15 protein-coding genes and 1 pseudogene are annotated in these 17,071 nt (G+C 73.5%); 11 read left to right on the forward strand and 5 right to left on the reverse strand.

The window, feature by feature from the left end:
• Positions 1–37: 37 nt before the first annotated feature.
• Together CW359_RS33135 and fdhA are read left to right on the forward strand one after the other, a co-directional pair.
• On the forward strand, positions 38–1,288 hold the full coding sequence (locus CW359_RS33135) for an MFS transporter (protein ID WP_105973951.1): 1,251 nt from the start codon (positions 38–40) through the stop codon (positions 1,286–1,288).
• Positions 1,289–1,407: 119 nt separating this feature from the next.
• Positions 1,408–2,634 (forward strand): formaldehyde dehydrogenase, glutathione-independent, encoded by a 1,227-nt coding sequence (gene fdhA / locus CW359_RS33140; RefSeq protein WP_105973901.1) that lies wholly within the window; start codon positions 1,408–1,410, stop codon positions 2,632–2,634.
• A gap of 66 nt (positions 2,635–2,700) precedes the next feature.
• Here the strand turns inward: fdhA and CW359_RS33145 are convergent, their stop codons facing one another.
• Positions 2,701–3,129: a VOC family protein gene (locus tag CW359_RS33145; protein WP_105973902.1), complete on the reverse strand. Its 429-nt coding sequence runs from the start codon at positions 3,127–3,129 to the stop codon at positions 2,701–2,703.
• A 99-nt stretch (positions 3,130–3,228) separates the two neighbouring features.
• Here CW359_RS33145 and CW359_RS33150 point away from each other — a divergent pair, with 99 nt between their 5' ends.
• Together CW359_RS33150 and CW359_RS33155 are read left to right on the forward strand one after the other, a co-directional pair.
• Positions 3,229–4,137, forward strand: a complete 909-nt coding sequence (locus CW359_RS33150) for a pseudouridine-5'-phosphate glycosidase (protein WP_198655484.1) — start codon at positions 3,229–3,231, stop codon at positions 4,135–4,137.
• Positions 4,134–5,045 carry a carbohydrate kinase family protein gene (locus CW359_RS33155; RefSeq protein ID WP_105973904.1) on the forward strand — a complete coding sequence of 304 codons (912 nt, stop codon included), beginning with the start codon at positions 4,134–4,136 and terminating at the stop codon, positions 5,043–5,045. Before CW359_RS33150 ends, CW359_RS33155 begins: the two co-directional genes overlap by 4 nt.
• Before the next feature lie 26 nt (positions 5,046–5,071).
• Here the strand turns inward: CW359_RS33155 and CW359_RS33160 are convergent, their stop codons facing one another.
• A complete protein-coding gene (locus CW359_RS33160; protein ID WP_105973905.1) occupies positions 5,072–5,866 on the reverse strand; it encodes a methyltransferase domain-containing protein in 795 nt (264 codons plus the stop codon).
• Between the two features lie 168 nt (positions 5,867–6,034).
• Here CW359_RS33160 and CW359_RS33165 point away from each other — a divergent pair, with 168 nt between their 5' ends.
• Positions 6,035–7,162 (forward strand): magnesium and cobalt transport protein CorA, encoded by a 1,128-nt coding sequence (locus tag CW359_RS33165; RefSeq protein ID WP_105973906.1) that lies wholly within the window; start codon positions 6,035–6,037, stop codon positions 7,160–7,162.
• 73 nt (positions 7,163–7,235) lie between these two features.
• Here the strand turns inward: CW359_RS33165 and CW359_RS33170 are convergent.
• Both CW359_RS33170 and CW359_RS33175 read right to left on the reverse strand, forming a co-directional pair.
• Positions 7,236–7,652 (reverse strand): annotated as a pseudogene (locus CW359_RS33170) (CBS domain-containing protein); the annotation flags it as partial.
• 135 nt (positions 7,653–7,787) lie between these two features.
• A complete protein-coding gene (locus CW359_RS33175) occupies positions 7,788–8,429 on the reverse strand; it encodes a nucleoside/nucleotide kinase family protein (RefSeq protein WP_105973907.1) in 642 nt (213 codons plus the stop codon).
• Between the two features lie 35 nt (positions 8,430–8,464).
• On the opposite strand from CW359_RS33175, the gene CW359_RS33180 reads away from it, so the two are divergent.
• From CW359_RS33180 to CW359_RS33190, 3 genes are all read left to right on the forward strand, one after another.
• The gene (locus CW359_RS33180; RefSeq protein ID WP_105973908.1) at positions 8,465–9,187 is read left to right on the forward strand and encodes a DUF2293 domain-containing protein; all 723 of its coding nucleotides are present in this window, start codon (positions 8,465–8,467) and stop codon (positions 9,185–9,187) included.
• 201 nt (positions 9,188–9,388) lie between these two features.
• Positions 9,389–9,868: an anthrone oxygenase family protein gene (locus CW359_RS33185; protein WP_105973952.1), complete on the forward strand. Its 480-nt coding sequence runs from the start codon at positions 9,389–9,391 to the stop codon at positions 9,866–9,868.
• 117 nt (positions 9,869–9,985) lie between these two features.
• The gene (locus tag CW359_RS33190; RefSeq protein ID WP_105973909.1) at positions 9,986–11,473 is read left to right on the forward strand and encodes a glutamate synthase subunit beta; all 1,488 of its coding nucleotides are present in this window, start codon (positions 9,986–9,988) and stop codon (positions 11,471–11,473) included.
• Between the two features lie 60 nt (positions 11,474–11,533).
• On the opposite strand, the gene CW359_RS33195 is transcribed toward CW359_RS33190, so the two are convergent.
• The gene (locus tag CW359_RS33195) at positions 11,534–12,040 is read right to left on the reverse strand and encodes a carboxymuconolactone decarboxylase family protein (RefSeq protein WP_198655485.1); all 507 of its coding nucleotides are present in this window, start codon (positions 12,038–12,040) and stop codon (positions 11,534–11,536) included.
• A gap of 47 nt (positions 12,041–12,087) precedes the next feature.
• Here CW359_RS33195 and pdxR point away from each other — a divergent pair, with 47 nt between their 5' ends.
• From pdxR to CW359_RS33210, 3 genes are all read left to right on the forward strand, one after another.
• Complete coding sequence (gene pdxR, locus CW359_RS33200) at positions 12,088–13,539, forward strand: MocR-like pyridoxine biosynthesis transcription factor PdxR (protein ID WP_105973910.1); 1,452 nt, start codon at positions 12,088–12,090, stop codon at positions 13,537–13,539.
• A gap of 229 nt (positions 13,540–13,768) precedes the next feature.
• Positions 13,769–16,060, forward strand: a complete 2,292-nt coding sequence (locus tag CW359_RS33205; protein ID WP_105973911.1) for a PEP/pyruvate-binding domain-containing protein — start codon at positions 13,769–13,771, stop codon at positions 16,058–16,060.
• Positions 16,057–16,983, forward strand: a complete 927-nt coding sequence (locus CW359_RS33210; RefSeq protein WP_105973912.1) for a hypothetical protein — start codon at positions 16,057–16,059, stop codon at positions 16,981–16,983. The genes CW359_RS33205 and CW359_RS33210 overlap by 4 nt, the downstream gene beginning before the upstream one ends.
• Positions 16,984–17,071: the final 88 nt, after the last annotated feature.

Below are 17,071 nucleotides of genomic sequence, written 5' to 3' on the forward strand. Positions count from 1 at the left end.
GAAGCAGGGGAAAGCAGGGGGGATCGTACGAGTGACCATGTCTTCCGCCGTGCCGCGGCGCCGGATCTCGGGTGTGCTGGTCGCGAGTCAGATCCTCGGCGGGCTCGGCGTGGCCACCGGTGTCGCACTGGCTTCCGTACTGGCGCAGCGGATCAGCGGTACGGAGTCGCTGTCGGGGCTCGCGCCGACCGCGATGGTCGCGGGCACCGCCGTCGCCTCGCTGCCGCTGGCGGCGCTGATGACCGCGCGCGGGCGGCGCCCCGGGCTGGTCCTGGGCTATCTCGTCGGTGCCCTGGGCGCGGGTGTCGTCGTGGTCGCGGCGGTCGTCGACAGTTTTCCGCTGCTGCTGTGCGGTATGGCCGGGTTCGGCGCCGGCTCGGCGGCGAATCTGGGGGCGCGGTTCGCCGCCGCCGACCTCGCCGAGCCGGACCGGCGGGCGCGGGCCATCTCGAACGTCGTGTGGGCGACCACCATAGGGGCGGTCCTCGGGCCGAACATCGCCGCTCCCGCCGGGCGGAGTGTGTCCGGGCTCGGGATACCGGCAACGGCGGGCGCCTTCCTGTGGGCGGCCGGGATCTTCCTGGCCGCCGCGGTGACGGTGGCCGTCCTGCTGCGCCCCGATCCGCTGCTCACGGCCCGTGCGCTCGCCCCGGTGGAGGAGCGGTCGGCCGAGGGCAGGTCACTGCGCGCGGGCCTCGCCGCCGTCACCGCTTCACCGCGTGCCCGGCTCGCGCTCGTGACGGTGGCCGGCTGCCACACGGCGATGGTCTCGGTCATGTCGATGACGCCGGTCGCGCTCGGGCACCACGGCGCGGGCATCGATCTGATCGGGCTGGTCATCAGCGGCCACATCGCGGGCATGTACGCGTTCTCGCCGCTCATGGGCCGGCTGTCCGACCGGGTCGGGCGGCTGTCCGGCATCGGCCTCGCCGTGGGGCTGCTGGCCTGCGCCGCGTTCCTCGCGGGTACGTCCGGCGGCGGTCACGGCCGTACGGCGGCGGGGCTCTTCGTCCTGGGCCTCGGCTGGTCGGCCGGGCTGGTCTCCGGGTCCGCCCTGCTCACGGACTCCGTGCCCGAGGCCGCCCGCGCCGCCGCCCAGGGGCTGTCCGACCTCGTCATGAACACCTGTGCGGGCCTCGGCGGGGCGGCCTCCGGGCTCGTGATGGCCCGGGCGGGCTACGGGTGGCTGAATCTCGCCGCCGCGAGCCTGCTGATACCCGTGGGCGCGCTCGCCCTGTTCACCAGGCACGGCCGACGGCGGGTCCGGGGCGCGACGGCGGGCGGCTGAGCCGGTTCACGCCGGTCCGCGCGCGAGGGGTGGCCGGGAGGCGGGAGCGGTAGCAGACTCCGCCGTGCGCACAGCCGCTGGCATCCGAAGTCACGGGGCCGAAGGGACGGCGATCACGTATGAGCGGGAACAGGGCAGTCGCGTATCTCAAGCCGGGCGCGGTCGAGGTCAGGACCATCGACTACCCGACGCTTGAACTCCAGGACGGGCCGGGCGTCGCTCCGCGGAACGTCGGCAGGAAGTGCCGGCACGGGGTGATCCTCAAGGTGCTCGCCAGCAACATCTGCGGAAGTGACCAGCACATGGTGCGGGGCCGGACGACCGCGCCGGAGGGGCTGGTCCTCGGACACGAGATCACCGGAGAGGTCGTCGAACGAGGGCCGGACGTCGAGTACGTCGACGTCGGGGACATCGTCTCCGTACCGTTCAACATCGCCTGCGGGCGGTGCCGCAACTGCAAGGAACGCAAGACCGGGATCTGTCTGAGCGTCAACCCGGCGCGTCCGGGGGCGGCTTACGGCTATGTCGACATGGGCGGCTGGGTCGGCGGGCAGGCCGAGTACGCGATGGTGCCGTACGCGGACTTCAACCTGCTGAGGTTCCCGGACCCCGACCAGGCGCGCGAGAAGCTCCTCGACCTGACCATGCTGTCGGACATCTTCCCGACCGGCTTCCACGGCGCGGTCAGCGCGGGCGCGGGCGTCGGTTCGACGGTGTACGTCGCGGGAGCGGGCCCGGTCGGGCTGGCCGCCGCGGCGTCGGCGCAGCTCCTGGGCGCCGCCGTCGTCATCGTCGGCGACCTCAACGCCGAACGCCTCGCCCAGGCGCGGAGCTTCGGCTGCGAGACCGTGGACGTCTCGCGCGGCGACATCGAGGGGCAGCTCGCCCAGATCCTCGGGGAGCCCGAGGTGGACGCGGCGGTCGACGCGGTCGGCTTCGAGGCCCGGGCGCACGGCCCGGACGCCCCGGAGGCGCCCGCGACGGTCCTCAACTCGCTGATGGGCGTCACGCGCGCGGGAGGTGCCCTGGGCATCCCGGGGCTGTACGTGACGGACGACCCGGGCGGCATCGACGGGGACGCCAAGTCGGGCACCCTGAAGATGCGACTGGGCCTCGGCTGGGCGAAGAGCCACGCCTTCACCACCGGACAGTGCCCGGTGATGAAGTACCACCGGGGCCTGATGCGGGCGATCCTGCACGAGCGCGTGCACATCGCCAAGGCCGTCAACGCGACCGTGATCGGCCTGGACGACGCACCGCGCGGCTACGCCGAGTTCGACCAGGGCGCGAGCCGCAAGTACGTCCTCGATCCGCACGGCGCGCTGGCGGGCGTACGGCCGGTCTGATCCTCGGACCCGGTCTTCCGGTGCCCGGAAGGGGGCACCCGCGCGCGGGTGCCCCCTTCCCGTGCCCTACGCGTAGTGCCGCGCCTCGAAGACGTTGCCGTCGGGGTCGCGGAAGTAGAAGTTGCGCCTCGCCAGGCCCCGGGCGCCGTAGGAGTCGTACGAGATGTCGGAGACGGGTACGTCCCGCTCCTCCAGGCGGGTGCGCAGGGCGTCGAAGGCGTCTGGGGTCAGGGACAGGCAGACGTGGTTGACGGGGTGGCCGGCACTGTCGGCGGCCCCGGGGAGCATGTTCATGCGCTCCGCCAGGGAGAGGGGCGCGAGGTCGAAGATGGTCTCCTCGTTGAGGCGTACGGAGGGGAAGGACACCGTTCCGGCGGCGAATTCGGTGGTCCTCAGAGGTGCCATGCCGACCGCCTTCTCGTAGAAGCCGGCCGCCGCGAGCGGATCGCGCACCCAGAGGACGACATGGTCGAGACGCGGCGAGTTGTCCGTCATGCACCCCAGGCTGGTGGTCTCTTCCACAGGCCGCAAGGGTTTGACCACGCGCGCCGCCCGCCAGAGATGAGGCAAGACCGAACGACAGGAAGCAGGCCCGTGATGCTGGTGGTGTCCGAAGAAGTGCGGGAAGCGGTCGACGCGCGTCGACCCGTGGTGGCCCTGGAGTCCACGATCATCGCGCACGGGCTGCCGCGCCCGCGCAATCTTCAGGTGGCGCTGGAACTGGAGGACGTCGTACGGCAGGAGGGAGCCGTCCCCGCCACCATCGCCGTGCTGGACGGGCGCCCCCATGTCGGCCTGGACAAGGAGCAGTTGGAGCGGGTCGCGAACGAGGACGGCATCCGCAAGCTGGGGCACCGCGATCTGCCGCTCGCGGTGGCCGCCGGGGCGAGCGGGGCCACGACGGTGTCGGCGACGGCGCTGCTGGCCGCCCGCGCGGGCGTACGGGTGTTCGCCACGGGTGGGCTCGGCGGGGTGCACCGGGAGTGGACGGTGACCCAGGACGAGTCCGCCGACCTCGGGCTGCTGGCGCGCACCCGGATCACGGTCGTCTGCGCGGGCGTGAAGTCGATCCTGGACGTCCCTGCCACCTTGCAGCGTCTGGAGACCCTGGGGGTCGCCGTGGCCGGCTTCGGCACCGGCAGCTTCCCCGGCTTCTACCTGTCCGACTCCGGGCACCCGGTGGACTGGACGCTCGACACACCGGAGCAGGTCGCGGACGTGATGCGGGCCCAGGACGCGCTCGACTCCCCGGAGTCGGCGTTCATCGTGGCCAATCCGGTGCCCGCGGAGGAGCAGTTGGATCCGGGGCTCCACGCGCGCGTGCTAGCCGACGCGCTGCACGCGTGCGAGGAGCAGGGGGTGAGCGGGCAGGCCGTGACGCCGTTCCTGCTCGACTACCTGGTGCGGCACACGGACGGCGCCTCGCTGAGCGCCAATCTGGCAGCGGTCCGCGGCAACGTACGGCTCGCGGGGCGGATCGCGGCGGCCTGGGCCGGGGCGTGACGGAGCCGGGCGGGGCGCTGCTCGTCGTCGGGGACGTGATCACGGACATCGTGGCCCGGCACCGGGGTCCGCTCGCGGCGGGCACCGACACGACGGCCGCGATCCGGACCCTGCCGGGCGGTGCGGGCGCCAACGTGGCCTGCTGGGCGGCCCATTGGGGGCACGCGGAGGTGCGGCTGCTCGGACGGGTGGGTACGGACGCGGCCGAGTGGCACGAGCGCGAGCTGCGGGCCTGCGGGGTACGGCCCCGCCTCGTCGTCGACCCGGAGGCGCCCACGGGGACGGTGATCTGCCTGGTGGACACGGGCGCGGCGGCCGAGCGGACGCTGGTGACGCAGAGCGGCGCCTCGGTACGGCTGGACGCCGACGACTGGTCGGACGCGCTGCTCGACGGTGTCGCGCGGCTGCACCTGTCGGGCTATCTGCTGTTCTCGGCGCCGAGCCGCGCGCTGGTGGCGGCGGCGCTGGAGTCGGCACGCGCGCGCGGCGTACCGGTGAGCCTGGACCCGGCGTCGGCGGGGTTCCTCGTCGAACTGGGTGTCGACCGCTTCCTGGAGCTGGTGTCCGGGGTGGACGTGCTGCTGCCGAGCCGTGACGAGGCCTGTCTGCTCACCGGGTTGCCCGACCCGGCGGACGCGGCGGCCAAGCTGAGCCGCCACGTCCCCCTGGTGATCGCCAAACAGGGTGCCGAGGGCGCGATCGTGGCCCGCGCGGGCACCGTGCGCGCCCGGGTCCCGGCCGTGCCCGCGGCACCCCGGGACACGACGGGCGCCGGTGACGCCTTCACCGGCGCGTTCCTCGCCGCCCTGCTGACGGGCGCCGAACCCGAGGACGCGGCGGCGGAGGGGTGCCGGGCGGGCGCGCGGGCGGTGGAACGGGTGGGCGGGAGACCGCCGGCCGCCGAATGAGAGGCCGGAGGGGGCACCGCCGTCGGCTACCCCTTGCGTCCCCACGCCGAGATCATCGGTGCCGTGGCCAGGTCCATCCCGCCCGAGGCGACGTTGGCCAGGTGGCGGTCGATCTCCTCGTCCGTGGCGTGGCCCCCGGCGACGAGCCGCTCCCGGATCTGACGGATCGTCGCGGACTCCAGCGCGGCGCAGGCGGGCGAGGTGACGGGGAAGTACGCGTCGGCCTGGACGTTGCGCAGACCGGCCTCGCGCAGCAGCCGCGGGAGCCTGCGGCCGTACGCCAGGTCGGCGCCGCTGTCCGCGAGCAACTGGCGGAAGCTGTGCCGCAGGCGGTTGGCGAGCTGCTGCTCGGGGCCGTGCTCGTCGGGGCAGAGCAGGGGCTGCAGGGCGGGGTCGGCGTCCTCGATCAGCAGACGTCCGCCGGGACGCAGCGACTTGATCATCGAGCGCAACGCCCGCTCCCGGTCCGGCACATGGACGAGGACGAGCCGGGCGTGCACGAGGTCGAAGCCCTCCCCCGGCGGCTCTTCGACACCGACGTCGTGGACGCGTACCTCGATGGGCGGACGGGCGGCCTGGGCGACCCAGGAGGTGTCGAGGTCGGTCGCGACGACCTTTCCGGTCGGGCCGACCTTCTTGGCCAGCCAGGAGACCACCGAGGTGCCTCCGACGCCGACCTCCCAGCAGCGCCAGCCGGCTCCGACGCCGAACCCTTCGAAGTGCCGGAAGGTCGTGGGATCGAAGAGGGCGGCGAAGGCGTCGAAGCGTTGTCCCGCCTCGGTCTGCCGGTTGTCGAGGAGATACCCGTCGGTTCGCGTCATGCCGAGATCATCCCAGTCATCCGCTTTGTTCGACCGGGTCGACGCTCCCGCATCGGCGAAAGCGGAGCGGAACCATCCGTTCCCACAGGTCTCTTCGGCGTTCGCGAAGGGCTGGCAGACTGGCGGGCCAGGCGCAGGGTGCGGACAGTGCGGCGCGAGGAGATCCAGATGTCCATGGCAGGGAATCTGCGGAGGGTGACGAGCCTCGGCAGGGTCGGCGGCCTCCGCAGGGTGGCCCGGCTGGCACGGCGGCGCCCGCGGGTCGACCTGAGTCACCACGCCCGGTCACCGCTGGGCTCCGCGGTCGTGAACTGCGTGGCCTACGAGGACGGCGTACGCGTCCCGGCCGGCCGGGATCTGCTCGACACCGTGCGCCGGGTCCGCAAGAGCGACGAGGGCTTCGTCTGGCTCGGCCTCCACGAGCCGACGGACCAGGAGTTCGCGGGCATCGGCCGGCTCTTCGACCTGCACCCGCTCGCGGTCGAGGACGCGGTCGACGCCCATCAGCGCCCGAAACTGGAGCGGTACGGCGAGACGCTGTTCGCGGTGTTCAAGACGGTCTGCTACGTCGAGCACACCGAACTGACGGCGACGAGCGAGGTGGTGAACACCGGCGAGATCATGGTCTTCGTCGGCGAGGACTTCGTGATCACGGTACGACACGGACGGCACGGCTCACTGGGCCCGCTGCGCGAGGGTCTGGAAGCCGATCCGCAGCAGCTCGCCAAGGGCCCCGCGGCGGTGCTGCACGCCGTCGCGGACCATGTGGTCGACGACTATCTGCACGTCACGGACGCGGTGCAGGCGGACATCGACCAGGTCGAGACGGATGTGTTCGCGACGAACGGCGCCCGGGCCGACCCCGGCCGGATCTACCAGCTCAAGCGGGAACTCCTGGAGCTGAAGCGGGCCGTGGCTCCGCTGCACCGCCCGCTGGAGGAACTGGCGACCCGGCCGATCCGGGTCATCGACCCGGAGATACAGGCCTACTTCCGGGACGTCTCCGACCATCAGCTGCGGGCGACGGAACAGATAGCCGCGTTCGACGAACTGCTCAACTCGATTCTGCAGGCGCACCTCGCGCAGGTCACGGTCGCGCAGAACGAGGACATGCGCAGGATCACCGCGTGGGCGGCGATGATCGCCGTGCCGACGATGGTCTGCGGGGTCTACGGCATGAACTTCGATCACATGCCGGAGCTGCACTGGCAGTTCGGCTATCCGCTGGTGATCGGGCTGATATCCGTCATCTGTCTGGTCCTGTACCGGAGCTTCCGGCGCAACGGCTGGCTCTGACGCCCGCGGCCCGCGCCGTCGCGCAGCCGCGCCGGGAGGGGGCGCGGCGGGGGGGGGGTGTTCCGCGCCGCGTGGTCCGGGCGTAGACGCTCTCGGCCCAGGACGCGATCTGGTCCTCCGTGAGGTGCTGGGCCAGATCGGCCTCGCTGATCATGCCGACCAGACGCTTGTTCTCGATCACCGGGAGCCGGCGGATCTGATGGTCCTTCATCTCCACGAGCACCTCGCTGACATCGGCGCTCGACTCGATCCAGCGCGGGGTGCCCTGGGCCATCTCGCCCGCGGTGACCTTCGCCGGATCGTGGCCCATGGCCACACATCCGACGACGATGTCGCGGTCCGTGAGGATGCCGCAGAGCCGTTCGTTCTCGTCGCTGATGGGCAGGGCGCCCACGTTCAGTTCACGCATCAGCTGGGCGGCCCGATCGAGGGTCTCGTGAGCGGGGATCCACTGGGCGCCGCGGTGCATGATGTCTCCGGCGGTGGTCATGAAGTACCTCCCGGTGCCGGACGGCCGGCGCGGCGCGGAGGGCACCGCTAGTCCCGGCGCCCTACATTCTCGCCGCGCTCCCGGGGATGCGCACCCGGAAGTCCGCGGCTTTCGAACACCGTGCGCGGGGCCGGGTCAGCCGTTCCAGGCCGGGTGGCGCGGGTCGTCCGCGCGGACCAGCACGTCTGCGGTGCCGGCGGGGTCCGTCTCGCTCTCGTAGCGCTCGAAGGCGGGGAGGGTCCAGTGCTCGGCCTCGGGGGTACGGCGGCGCAGGGCGGCCGGGGACTGCAGGACGTGGACGGTCAGGTCGAAGGGGAACCAGTGGCGCAGCAGGAAGGGGCCGTGCAGCAACAAAAGCCCGCCGGGCGGGAGTTGGACATAGGGACTGCGGGTCGAGCGGTCGGTGAGGGGGTCGCGGAGGTCGGGCAGGACGCGGCCGTCGCCGCCGGGTTCGAGGGGGCCGAAGACCTCGCGCCAGAGGGCGCCGGTGTCGAACCAGCCGTCGTAGTAGGCCTCCACGTCCTCGTGGCCGTACTCCAGCCGGAGGGAGGCGGGGCGCAGGAAGCCCGCGGTGCCGACGGTGAGCGAGGGTCTGCCGCGTACGCGCAGCGCCTCGGCCACGCGTTCGGCGAGGTCTCCCGGGCGGGCCGCCGGGGCCCCGTCGAAGGCGATGCGCGGCCAGGGGCTGCCGTCGTCGGGCTTCAGGTCGAGCACGCGCTCGGCGAGGAGGTCGCCGAGCCGGTCCCAGGTGATCGGTTCCAGTCGCACCCGGCCCATGATGCCGGGTGGCCGCCGGTGGGAATCAAGCAGTCATGACCAGCCGCCCGACGCCGCCGCTCCACCCCGGACCTGTCGTCGTACAGCCGCTCAGGCGCCGGCACTGTGCCGAGTGCCGGCGGGGACCGTTGGCGTTGCTAGTGCTGGAGGAGAGGACGCCCCGGTGTCTCGACTGCGCCGATCTCGGGCATCTGGTGTTCCTGCCGAGGGGCGACACCGCGTTGACACGCAGGTCGCGGGAGGAGAGCGGGCTGTCCGCGGTGGTCGTGCGGTTCAACCGGCGGCAGGGGCGGTACGAGCGGCAGGGCGTCCTGGTCGAGGAGGCCGGGCTCGCCCGGGCCGAGGAACGGTGCCTGGCGGACGCCGAGGCCCGGCGGAGGCGCCGGACCCGGGACGCTCGGCGCCGGGCCGCGGAGGACCTGCGGTTCACGGAGACGTTCGCACGGGAGATCCGCCGGCTGTTCCCCGGCTGCCCGGCGGACCGGGCGGCGGAGATCGCCGCGCACGCCTCGGTGCGTGGCAGTGGGCGGGTAGGACGGAGCGCGGCGGGGCGTGCGCTGTCCGAGGGGGCGGTGGTGTCGGCGGTCGTGGCGTCCGTACGGCATGTGGACACGGCGTACGACCGGCTGCTGATGAGCGGGGTCGCACGGCACGAGGCCCGGCGGCGGATCGCCGGTGCCGTGGAGGCGAGGCTTCGGGAATGGCGGACGGAGGCGGGGGCGGGGGACGGTAGCGACCGGCGGGCCGAGCCGGCGTAGGTGTGACGGCGGGTCCCGCGGACCGCTCACGGCCGGTTCCGCCGCCGCCCAGGCCCCTCCCGTTCCCCGCGCCCGCGCCCGTGCCCGAAGCCTCGTCTCCGCTGGACGCTCGCGTATGGCGTCGCGGTGTTCGGCCATGGGCGTTGTCAGTGGCAGGGGGTTCACTGGAGGGGACGGATGGGGATCGACCTGGGAGTCGGCATGATCGATGGGGCGTACTTCGTACTCGTGGTGCTGGGTGTGCTCGGTACCGGGCTGGTGGCCGGGGTGTTCTGCGGGTTCTCGACCTTCGTGATGCGGGGGCTGGCCGCGCTGCCGCCCGCGCAGGGCGTCGCGGCGATGCGGGCGATCAACGTCACCGCGCTGAACCCGCCGTTCATGCTCGTGTTCATGGGCTCGGCCGTCCTGTGCCTGGTGATAGTCGTCGTCACGTTCGTGGTGTGGCCGGACGAGGGCGCGGTGGAGCTGCTGGTGGGCAGCGCGCTGTATCTGCTCGGCTCGTTCGGGCTCACCATGGGCGCGAACGTGCCGCGCAACAACACGTTGATGAGGCTGGAGCCGGGCACGTCGGAGGCCGCCGCGTACTGGCCGGTGTACGTGCGCGAGTGGACCCTCTGGAACCACATACGCACGGCCGCCTCGGGAGCCGCCTCGGTGCTGTACGTCCTGGCCGTCGCCTGACCCGCTTTCCCGCTCGGCGTCCCTGGCCGATGAGTCGTATCGTGGCCGAAGGAAAGCGCCGCCCGATGACGCACGGCCGCGTCACGTGCAAGCAGGGCAGACGGCAAGGACACGGCCATGGGCGATCCCAAGGGTTTTCTCACCACCGCACGCCAGGACCAGCCCCGCAGGCCGGTCGGGGAGCGGGTCCGTGACTGGGACGAGGTGTACGTCCCGGGAGCGCTGCTGCCCATCGTCGGCGCGCAGGCCGGTCGCTGCATGGACTGCGGCATCCCGTTCTGCCACGACGCCTGTCCGCTGGGGAACCTGATCCCCGAGTGGAACGACCTGGTGTCCCGGGCGGACTGGCGGGCGGCGAGCGACCGGCTGCACGCCACGAACAACTTCCCCGAGTTCACCGGGAGGTTGTGCCCGGCGCCGTGCGAGGCGGGGTGTGTGCTGGCCATCAACCAGCCCGCGGTGACCATCAAGAACGTCGAGGTGGCCATCGCCGACCGGGCCTGGTCCGAGGGGTTCGCGCCACCGCGTCCGCCGGACCGGCTGTCGGGGCGCACGGTCGCGGTGGTCGGGTCGGGACCCACCGGGCTCGCCGCGGCCCAGCAGCTGACCCGGGCCGGGCACACCGTCGCCGTGTACGAGAAGGACGACCGGCTCGGCGGGCTCATGCGGTACGGCATCCCCGAGTTCAAGATGGAGAAGCATCATCTGGAGCGGCGCGTCGAGCAGATGCGGGCCGAGGGGACCAAGTTCCGTACGTCGACCGCCGTCGGCCGGGATGTCGGGGCCGCCGAGCTGCGGGCGCGCTACGACGCCGTGGTGCTGGCCGTCGGGGCCACGGCCTGGCGTGAACTGCCGCTGCCCGGACGGGAGTTGGCCGGTGTCCAGCAGGCGATGGAGTATCTGCCGCTGGCCAACCGGGTGTGCCAGGGGGATCTGGCGGTGTCCCCGATGTCCGCCGCCGGAAAGCACGTCGTGATCGTCGGCGGCGGTGACACGGGCGCCGACTGTCTGGGCACCGCGGTGCGTGAAGGGGCCGCCTCCGTCACCCAGTTGGACATCTACGCCCAGCCCGGCGCGGAGCGCGACGAGAACGCCGATCCCTGGCCGACGTACCCGAAGGTCTACCGGCTGTCGGCCGCGCACGAGGAGGCCCGCGAGCTGGAGTCGGCGCCCGCGGCCGACGCCGACGCGCGGCTCTTCGCTGCGTCCACGCTCCGCTTCACGGGCGACGCGGCCGGGCACGTAAGGGAGTTGCACCTCGTCGAGGTGGACGCGGAGCGCCGGCCGCTGCCCGGGTCCGGGCGGACACTGCCCGCCGACCTCGTGCTGCTCGCCCTGGGCTTCTCCGGTCCCGACCAGGAGGACGGCCTGGTCGAGCAGCTCGGGCTGGTCCTCGACCCGCGCGGCACGATCGCCCGTGACGCGGACTTCGCGACGAACGTGCCGGGCGTGTTCGCGGCGGGCGACGCGGCCCGGGGGCAGTCGCTGATCGTGTGGGCGATCGCGGAGGGGCGGGCGGTGGCGGCGGCCGTGGACCGCCGCCTGACCGGCACCACACGGCTGCCTGCGCCCATCGGGCCGTACGACCGGCCGATGACCGTGTAGGGCCCGCGCAGAGCCGCCCCTCGGCCTTCCGGGCCGCCCCCAGCCCTTCCTGAGGCGGGGTCAGCGCCCGTCCGTGCCCGCCACCATGCGGGTTGCCAGGGCCACCCGGTTCCAGGTGTTGATCGTGAGGATCAGGGACAGCACCTGGGCGAGTTCCCGCTCGTCGAAGTGGGCCCCCGCCTCGCGGTAGACGTCGTCCGGGACACCCGCGTCGGCGATCAGGGTGACCGCCTCGGTGAGGGCCAGCGCCGCCTGCTCCCTCGGGGAGTAGAAGTGGCGGGCCTCGCGCCACACCGCGACCAGGTGCAGCCGGTCCTCGCTCTCGCCCGCCTTGCGCGCGTCGTTGGTGTGCATGTGGAGGCAGTACGCGCAGTGGTTGAGGTGCGAGGCGCGGATCTGGATCAGTTCGACAAGCGCCGGGTCGAGGCCCTCGCGGGCCGCCGCGTCGAAGCCGACGAGGGCGCGGAAGACCTTGGGTGCCGTCTTCGCGAAGTTCAGCCTGGGCTCTTCGGCCGCCTCCGTGAGGTGGGCGGTCGTGGGGTTCGCGGTGTTCGTGTTCGTCGTCATGACCATGAATCTACGAGCCGGAAAGACCGGCTGTAGGGTGCATTTCCATGGCAGAAACATGGGTCAATTCCGCCGAGCGGATCGGCGCCGACCTCCATCTGGAACTGGAGCCGACGGGGCCCGGCGGGCGGCGGGCCGCGCTGATCCGCGCCCTGCGGGACGCCGTCCGCGGTGGCCGTCTCGCGCCCGGCACCCTGCTGCCGCCGTACCGCTCCCTCGCCGCCGATCTCGGCGTGGCCCGCAACACCGTGGCCGACGCGTACGCCGAACTCGTCGCCGAGGGCTGGCTGACCGCCCGCCAGGGCTCGGGCACCCGGGTCGCCGAGCGCGCCGAGCCGCTGAGGGCAGCCGCGCGTGTCCCCGTAAAGGCACCTCCACGCGCGCGTGGACCTCGGCACGATCTGCGTCAGGGCAAGCCGGACGCCTCGGAGTTCCCGCGTGCCGCCTGGCTGGCCTCCTACCGGCGGGCCCTCCAGCAGGCGCCCAACGAGGCGTTCGGGCCCGGCGATCCCGCCGGCCGGGTCGAACTGCGGGAGGCGCTCGCGGAGTACCTGGCACGCGCGCGTGGTGTCCGTACCGAGCCCGCGCGGATCGTCGTCTGCTCGGGCTTCGCCCACGCCCTGCGGCTGCTCTTCGGGGGTACGAGCGGCGGCGGGGGCACGGGCGCCGTGCTGCGCGGGCCGTTGGCCGTGGAGGCGTACGGCCTCGGCTTCCACCGGGAGTTGCTGGCCGCCGCCGGGGTGCGGACCGTACCGCTGCCGCTCGACGAGGACGGCGCCCGGGTCGGCCAACTCGACCGCGAGCGGGCCGTACTGCTCACGCCCGCACACCAGTTCCCGACCGGCGGCCCGCTGCATCCCGAGCGCCGGGCGGCCGTGATCGACTGGGCACGCGCGCGTGGCGGGCTGATCCTGGAGGACGACTACGACGGGGAGTTCCGCTACGACCGCCGGCCCGTCGGCGCGGTCCAGGGCCTCGACCCGGAGCGGGTGATCCACCTCGGCTCGGTCAGCAAGAGCCTCTCCCCCGCGCTGCGGCTGGGCTGGATGGTGCTTCCGGAGCGGTACGTGGCACCCGTACTCGCGGTGAAGGGCGAGCGCGAGGGGTGGGCGAGCGCGCTCGACCAGCTGGCGCTCGCGGACTTCCTCGCCTCCGGGTCGTACGACCGCCATGTGCGGCGGATGCGGCAGCGGTACCGGCGCCGCCGTGACCGGCTCGTCGCCGCGCTCGCCACGCACGCGCCGCGGGTCGAGGTCACCGGGGTCGCGGCCGGGCTGCACGCGGTGCTGCGGCTGCCGCCCGGGACGGAGCGGTCGGCGGTGAAGGCGGCGGCCTGGCACGGAATCGCCCTCGACGGGCTCGCGGAGTTCCGGCATCCGGAATTCCAGGACCCGGAAGGGGGCCTGTCCGACGGGCTCGTCGTGGGGTACGCGGCACCCTCGGAGGCCGCCTACGGGGCGGCGTTGGAGGCCCTCTGCCAGGCACTTCCCCCAGGCTGACGGACCGCCGACAACGCGAACGCCCCACACTTGGTTGCTCTGGGTGACCTTATTCACGGTGACCGGAAAACGGCTCTCCGCGGACGTGGAATAAGGGCCCCGGTGAGATCATTGACGTCAGGTGACGGGCCCCCCACGGGCCTGCCGCCAAAATCCTTCGTTCCGTCGTCAGGCGCAGGGCCAACCCTACGCGTCCCCCCTGTTGGCGGTCGGTCCTGGAGGGTGTTCTATGACGACGCTCGATGAACGTCACGGAGAAGGCGCGCGCGACGGGGACGACCCCCGCGGCGGAGCGGTCCTGAACGCGGTCGGGGCACATGTCCACGACACCGTCGGGGCGCCCGGTCTCCTCGCCCCGGTCGGGGCCCACGGCAGGGAAGCCGTCCCCCTCGACCAGCCGGCCGCCGCGCTCCCCCTGCTCGCCGGTTCCAAAGCGGCGAACCTCGCCCGCGCGGCCGGCGCCGGGCTGCCGGTACTGCCCGGATTCGTCATCCCGCACCCCGCCCCCGACCTCCACGGCTCGTCCGGCGACCTGTCCGCGCTGCGCGACGCCTGGGACGGCCTCTCCGACGGCGGGGTGCGACCGCTCGTCGTGCGGTCCTCCTCGCCGCAGGAGGACACCCAGGAGTCGTCCCTGGCGGGCCAGTTCGCGTCCGTGCTCGACGTCAGGGGCTGGGCGGACTTCCTCGCGGCGGTACGGACCGTGCTCGACTCCGCGCACCGGCCAGGCGAGCCGCCCGCGCCGATGGCGGTGCTGGTCCAGCCGATGCTCTCCGCGCGCGTGGGAGGCGTGATGTTCGGCGCCGATCCCGTGGAGGGACGCGCCGACCGGATGCTGGTGAGCGCGGTGCGCGGCGGCCCCGACAGCCTGGTCAGCGGCGAACAGGCGGGCACCAACTACTGGCTGAGCCCCCGTGGCCGCATGCTGCGCACGGAACCTGCGGACGCCGAGCCGCTCCTCGGCACCTTCGAACTGCACCGGCTGGCCCGGCTCGCCCAGCACGCCCGCAAGGTCTTCGACGGGCCCCAGGACATCGAGTTCGGGTTCGACGACCACGGCCGGCTGTGGCTGTTCCAGAGCCGCCCGATCACCGCGATGGCCGTCCGCCCGTCGCGCGGGGCCCGGCTGCTGGGCCCGGGGCCGGTCGCGGAGACCCTCCCGGACCAGCTGGAGCCGCTGGAGGAGGACCTGTGGGTGGCCCCGATGGCCCGCGGACTCGCCGCCGCGCTCGACATCGGCGGCACCGCGCCCCGGCGTCGGCTGCGTGCCGTGCCGGTGGTCACGGCGGTCGGTGGCCGCGCCGCCGCGGATCTGGAGCTGCTCGGCGCCGCCCCGCCCCGGCACCGCTGGCTCGCGCTGCTCAACCCGGCGCCCGGCGGACGCCGCCTCGCCGCCGCCTGGCGGACGGGACGGCTGGTCTCGGCGCTGCCCGGCCTCGCCGTGGACCTGGTGGCGGACGTCGACCGCCGCCTGGCCGAGACGCCGCCACCCGCCGAGATCCCGTCGACCGGACTGGCGTCCACCCTGCGCTGGACGCGTACGACCCTGGTCGCGCTGCACGCCCAGGAGGCGCTGGCCGGCGCGCTCCTCCACGAGGGCCCGGGCGGCGGGGCCGGCGGCAGCAGCCGTACGGCCGCCGGTGCCGCCCTCAGCGCGCTCGCGGACGCCCGTGCCCAGGGGATGGCCGACGAGCACGTGGTGACCGCCGAGCCGGTGGTCCTGGCGCTCACGGCACCGAGCCTGCGCGGCCGGATCAGGCTTCCGGCAGCAGCGGCGGCGACCGTGCCGGAAGAGGTCCCGCGCGCGGGACACCGTCCCGACGCTGACGTACACCGGCGGGCGGCGACCGTGGCCGTCGTACGCCCCTTCCGGCACCCTGTCGAAAAGCCGACCGCCACCGCGCCCGCGCTGCCGCCCCGTGAGGCGTTGCGGCTGCGGGTGCGGTGGGTGCAGGAGCTGCAGGTGCGGCTCGTGCGGGAGGGGGCGCGCAGGCTGGTCGTACGCGGTGGGCTGGACGACGGTGCGCGGGTCGGGCTGCTGCGTTGGCCGGAGCTGATGACCGCGCTGGAGGGCGGGCCGCTGCCCGCGGACGTGCGGAAGCGGCAGCCGCAGCCCGTGTCCGCCCCGCTGCCGGACGCCTTCCGGGTCGCCGGGGACGGGACGGTGGTCGCCGAGCGGAGCGCCGGAGCCGCGGGGGACGGCGGCCGGGGAGTGTCCGGCGGGCGGGCCGCCGGGACCGTCTGGGACGGCTCCGGCACCCCGCCCGCGGACGCGGTGCTCGTCGTCCGCACCCTCGATCCGGCGCTCGCGCCGCTGCTGCCGGGGCTCACCGGTCTGGTCGCGCAGACCGGCAGTCCGCTGTCCCATCTCGCCGTGCTCGCACGGGAGTTCGGGCTGCCCGCGGTCGTCGGTGCGGCGGACGCCGTGGACCGGTTCCCGGTGGGCACGCGTCTCACGGTCGACGGGACCACCGGTGAGGTGCGCACCGGGGACGGGTCCGGGACGGAGGACGGGCGATGAGGCGTCTCGCGTATGTGTTCGCCTGGCTGGCCGCCGCCGGGGCGGGCACCTATGTCGTCATCTATCTCTACCGGTGGCAGTGGCAGCGGGCCGTCCTGTGCGGGGTGCTGCTGCTCGTCGTCGAGGTGATGCTGCTCGGGATCATGCTGATCGGGCGGCTCTCGCGGATCGAGGAGCAGGTCCGCGAGACCCAGGACCAGGTGCGGGAGTCCGGCCGCAGGCAGCAGGACGTGCTGGCCCGGCTGCGGGAGTCGCCGGCCCGGCAGGGCGCCGGACGGTTCCGCTGGCTGGACGAGCCAGCCGAACGCACGTACGTCTTCGTGCCGGTGCTCATGGTCACCGGTGTGCTGCTGTCCGGGCTCGCCTGGCTGGTGCAGCGGGTCGCGTCGATCACCGCGAAGCCCGCGGAACGGCGGCTCGCGGGACGTCTCTCTGTGCTGGCCGCGCCCGATCCGGCGGCCGACGCCGATCTGGACGACCTGCCTCCGGCGGGCGGGCGGCGGTCACCGGGGCAGGTCGCGCGCACCGCGGCCGTCGGGGTCGTCGGCGTCGCACTGCTCGGCGCGCTCGTCGTCGGGCTGGCCAACCTCACCCAGACCCGGGAGGAGAAGCCGCACGAGGGCAGCGCGGCGACCTCCGTCCTCGTGCAGGTCGATCTGCGTGGCAGCGGTGGCGTCATCTCGGAGGAGCGGCGCAGCCTGGCCGCGCGCCAGGTCTGGGAGCAGTGCCGGGACTCCACCTCCGTGCCGCTCGACCGCGCGGCGCTCGGCGATCTCGGCGACGGGGTGTTCGCCGGTGTGGTCCGGCCCGCGCTCACCGAGCACGACCGGATGCGGCTGCGCGGCTGCCTGGAGGACACCACGCTCGACCGCGCCCACCTCACGGTCGTCGGCATCGGGGACGCGGAGGCGAACAGGCACTGAGGACACCGAGAACGTCTGGATCGGGACAAAAGATCCCATAGCCAGGAAAAAGAGGTGTACCTCACGTAAAGACTTCGCTGTCAGTGGC

It is taken from the genome of Streptomyces geranii, assembly GCF_002954775.1.
Taxonomy (GTDB): domain Bacteria; phylum Actinomycetota; class Actinomycetes; order Streptomycetales; family Streptomycetaceae; genus Streptomyces; species Streptomyces geranii.

Excerpts from the sequence above, each read along its gene's own strand:
- CW359_RS33135 (WP_105973951.1), top strand. The coding sequence starts at position 38 with ATGTCTTCCGCCGTGCCGCGGCGCCGGATCTCGGGTGTGCTGGTCGCG.
- fdhA (WP_105973901.1), top strand. The coding sequence starts at position 1,408 with ATGAGCGGGAACAGGGCAGTCGCGTATCTCAAGCCGGGCGCGGTCGAG.
- CW359_RS33145 (WP_105973902.1), bottom strand. The coding sequence starts at position 3,129 with ATGACGGACAACTCGCCGCGTCTCGACCATGTCGTCCTCTGGGTGCGC.
- CW359_RS33160 (WP_105973905.1), bottom strand. The coding sequence starts at position 5,866 with ATGACGCGAACCGACGGGTATCTCCTCGACAACCGGCAGACCGAGGCG.
- CW359_RS33165 (WP_105973906.1), top strand. The coding sequence starts at position 6,035 with ATGTCCATGGCAGGGAATCTGCGGAGGGTGACGAGCCTCGGCAGGGTC.
- CW359_RS33175 (WP_105973907.1), bottom strand. The coding sequence starts at position 8,429 with ATGGGCCGGGTGCGACTGGAACCGATCACCTGGGACCGGCTCGGCGAC.
- CW359_RS33180 (WP_105973908.1), top strand. The coding sequence starts at position 8,465 with ATGACCAGCCGCCCGACGCCGCCGCTCCACCCCGGACCTGTCGTCGTA.
- CW359_RS33185 (WP_105973952.1), top strand. The coding sequence starts at position 9,389 with ATGATCGATGGGGCGTACTTCGTACTCGTGGTGCTGGGTGTGCTCGGT.
- CW359_RS33190 (WP_105973909.1), top strand. The coding sequence starts at position 9,986 with ATGGGCGATCCCAAGGGTTTTCTCACCACCGCACGCCAGGACCAGCCC.
- CW359_RS33195 (WP_198655485.1), bottom strand. The coding sequence starts at position 12,040 with ATGACGACGAACACGAACACCGCGAACCCCACGACCGCCCACCTCACG.
- pdxR (WP_105973910.1), top strand. The coding sequence starts at position 12,088 with ATGGCAGAAACATGGGTCAATTCCGCCGAGCGGATCGGCGCCGACCTC.
- CW359_RS33205 (WP_105973911.1), top strand. The coding sequence starts at position 13,769 with ATGACGACGCTCGATGAACGTCACGGAGAAGGCGCGCGCGACGGGGAC.
- CW359_RS33210 (WP_105973912.1), top strand. The coding sequence starts at position 16,057 with ATGAGGCGTCTCGCGTATGTGTTCGCCTGGCTGGCCGCCGCCGGGGCG.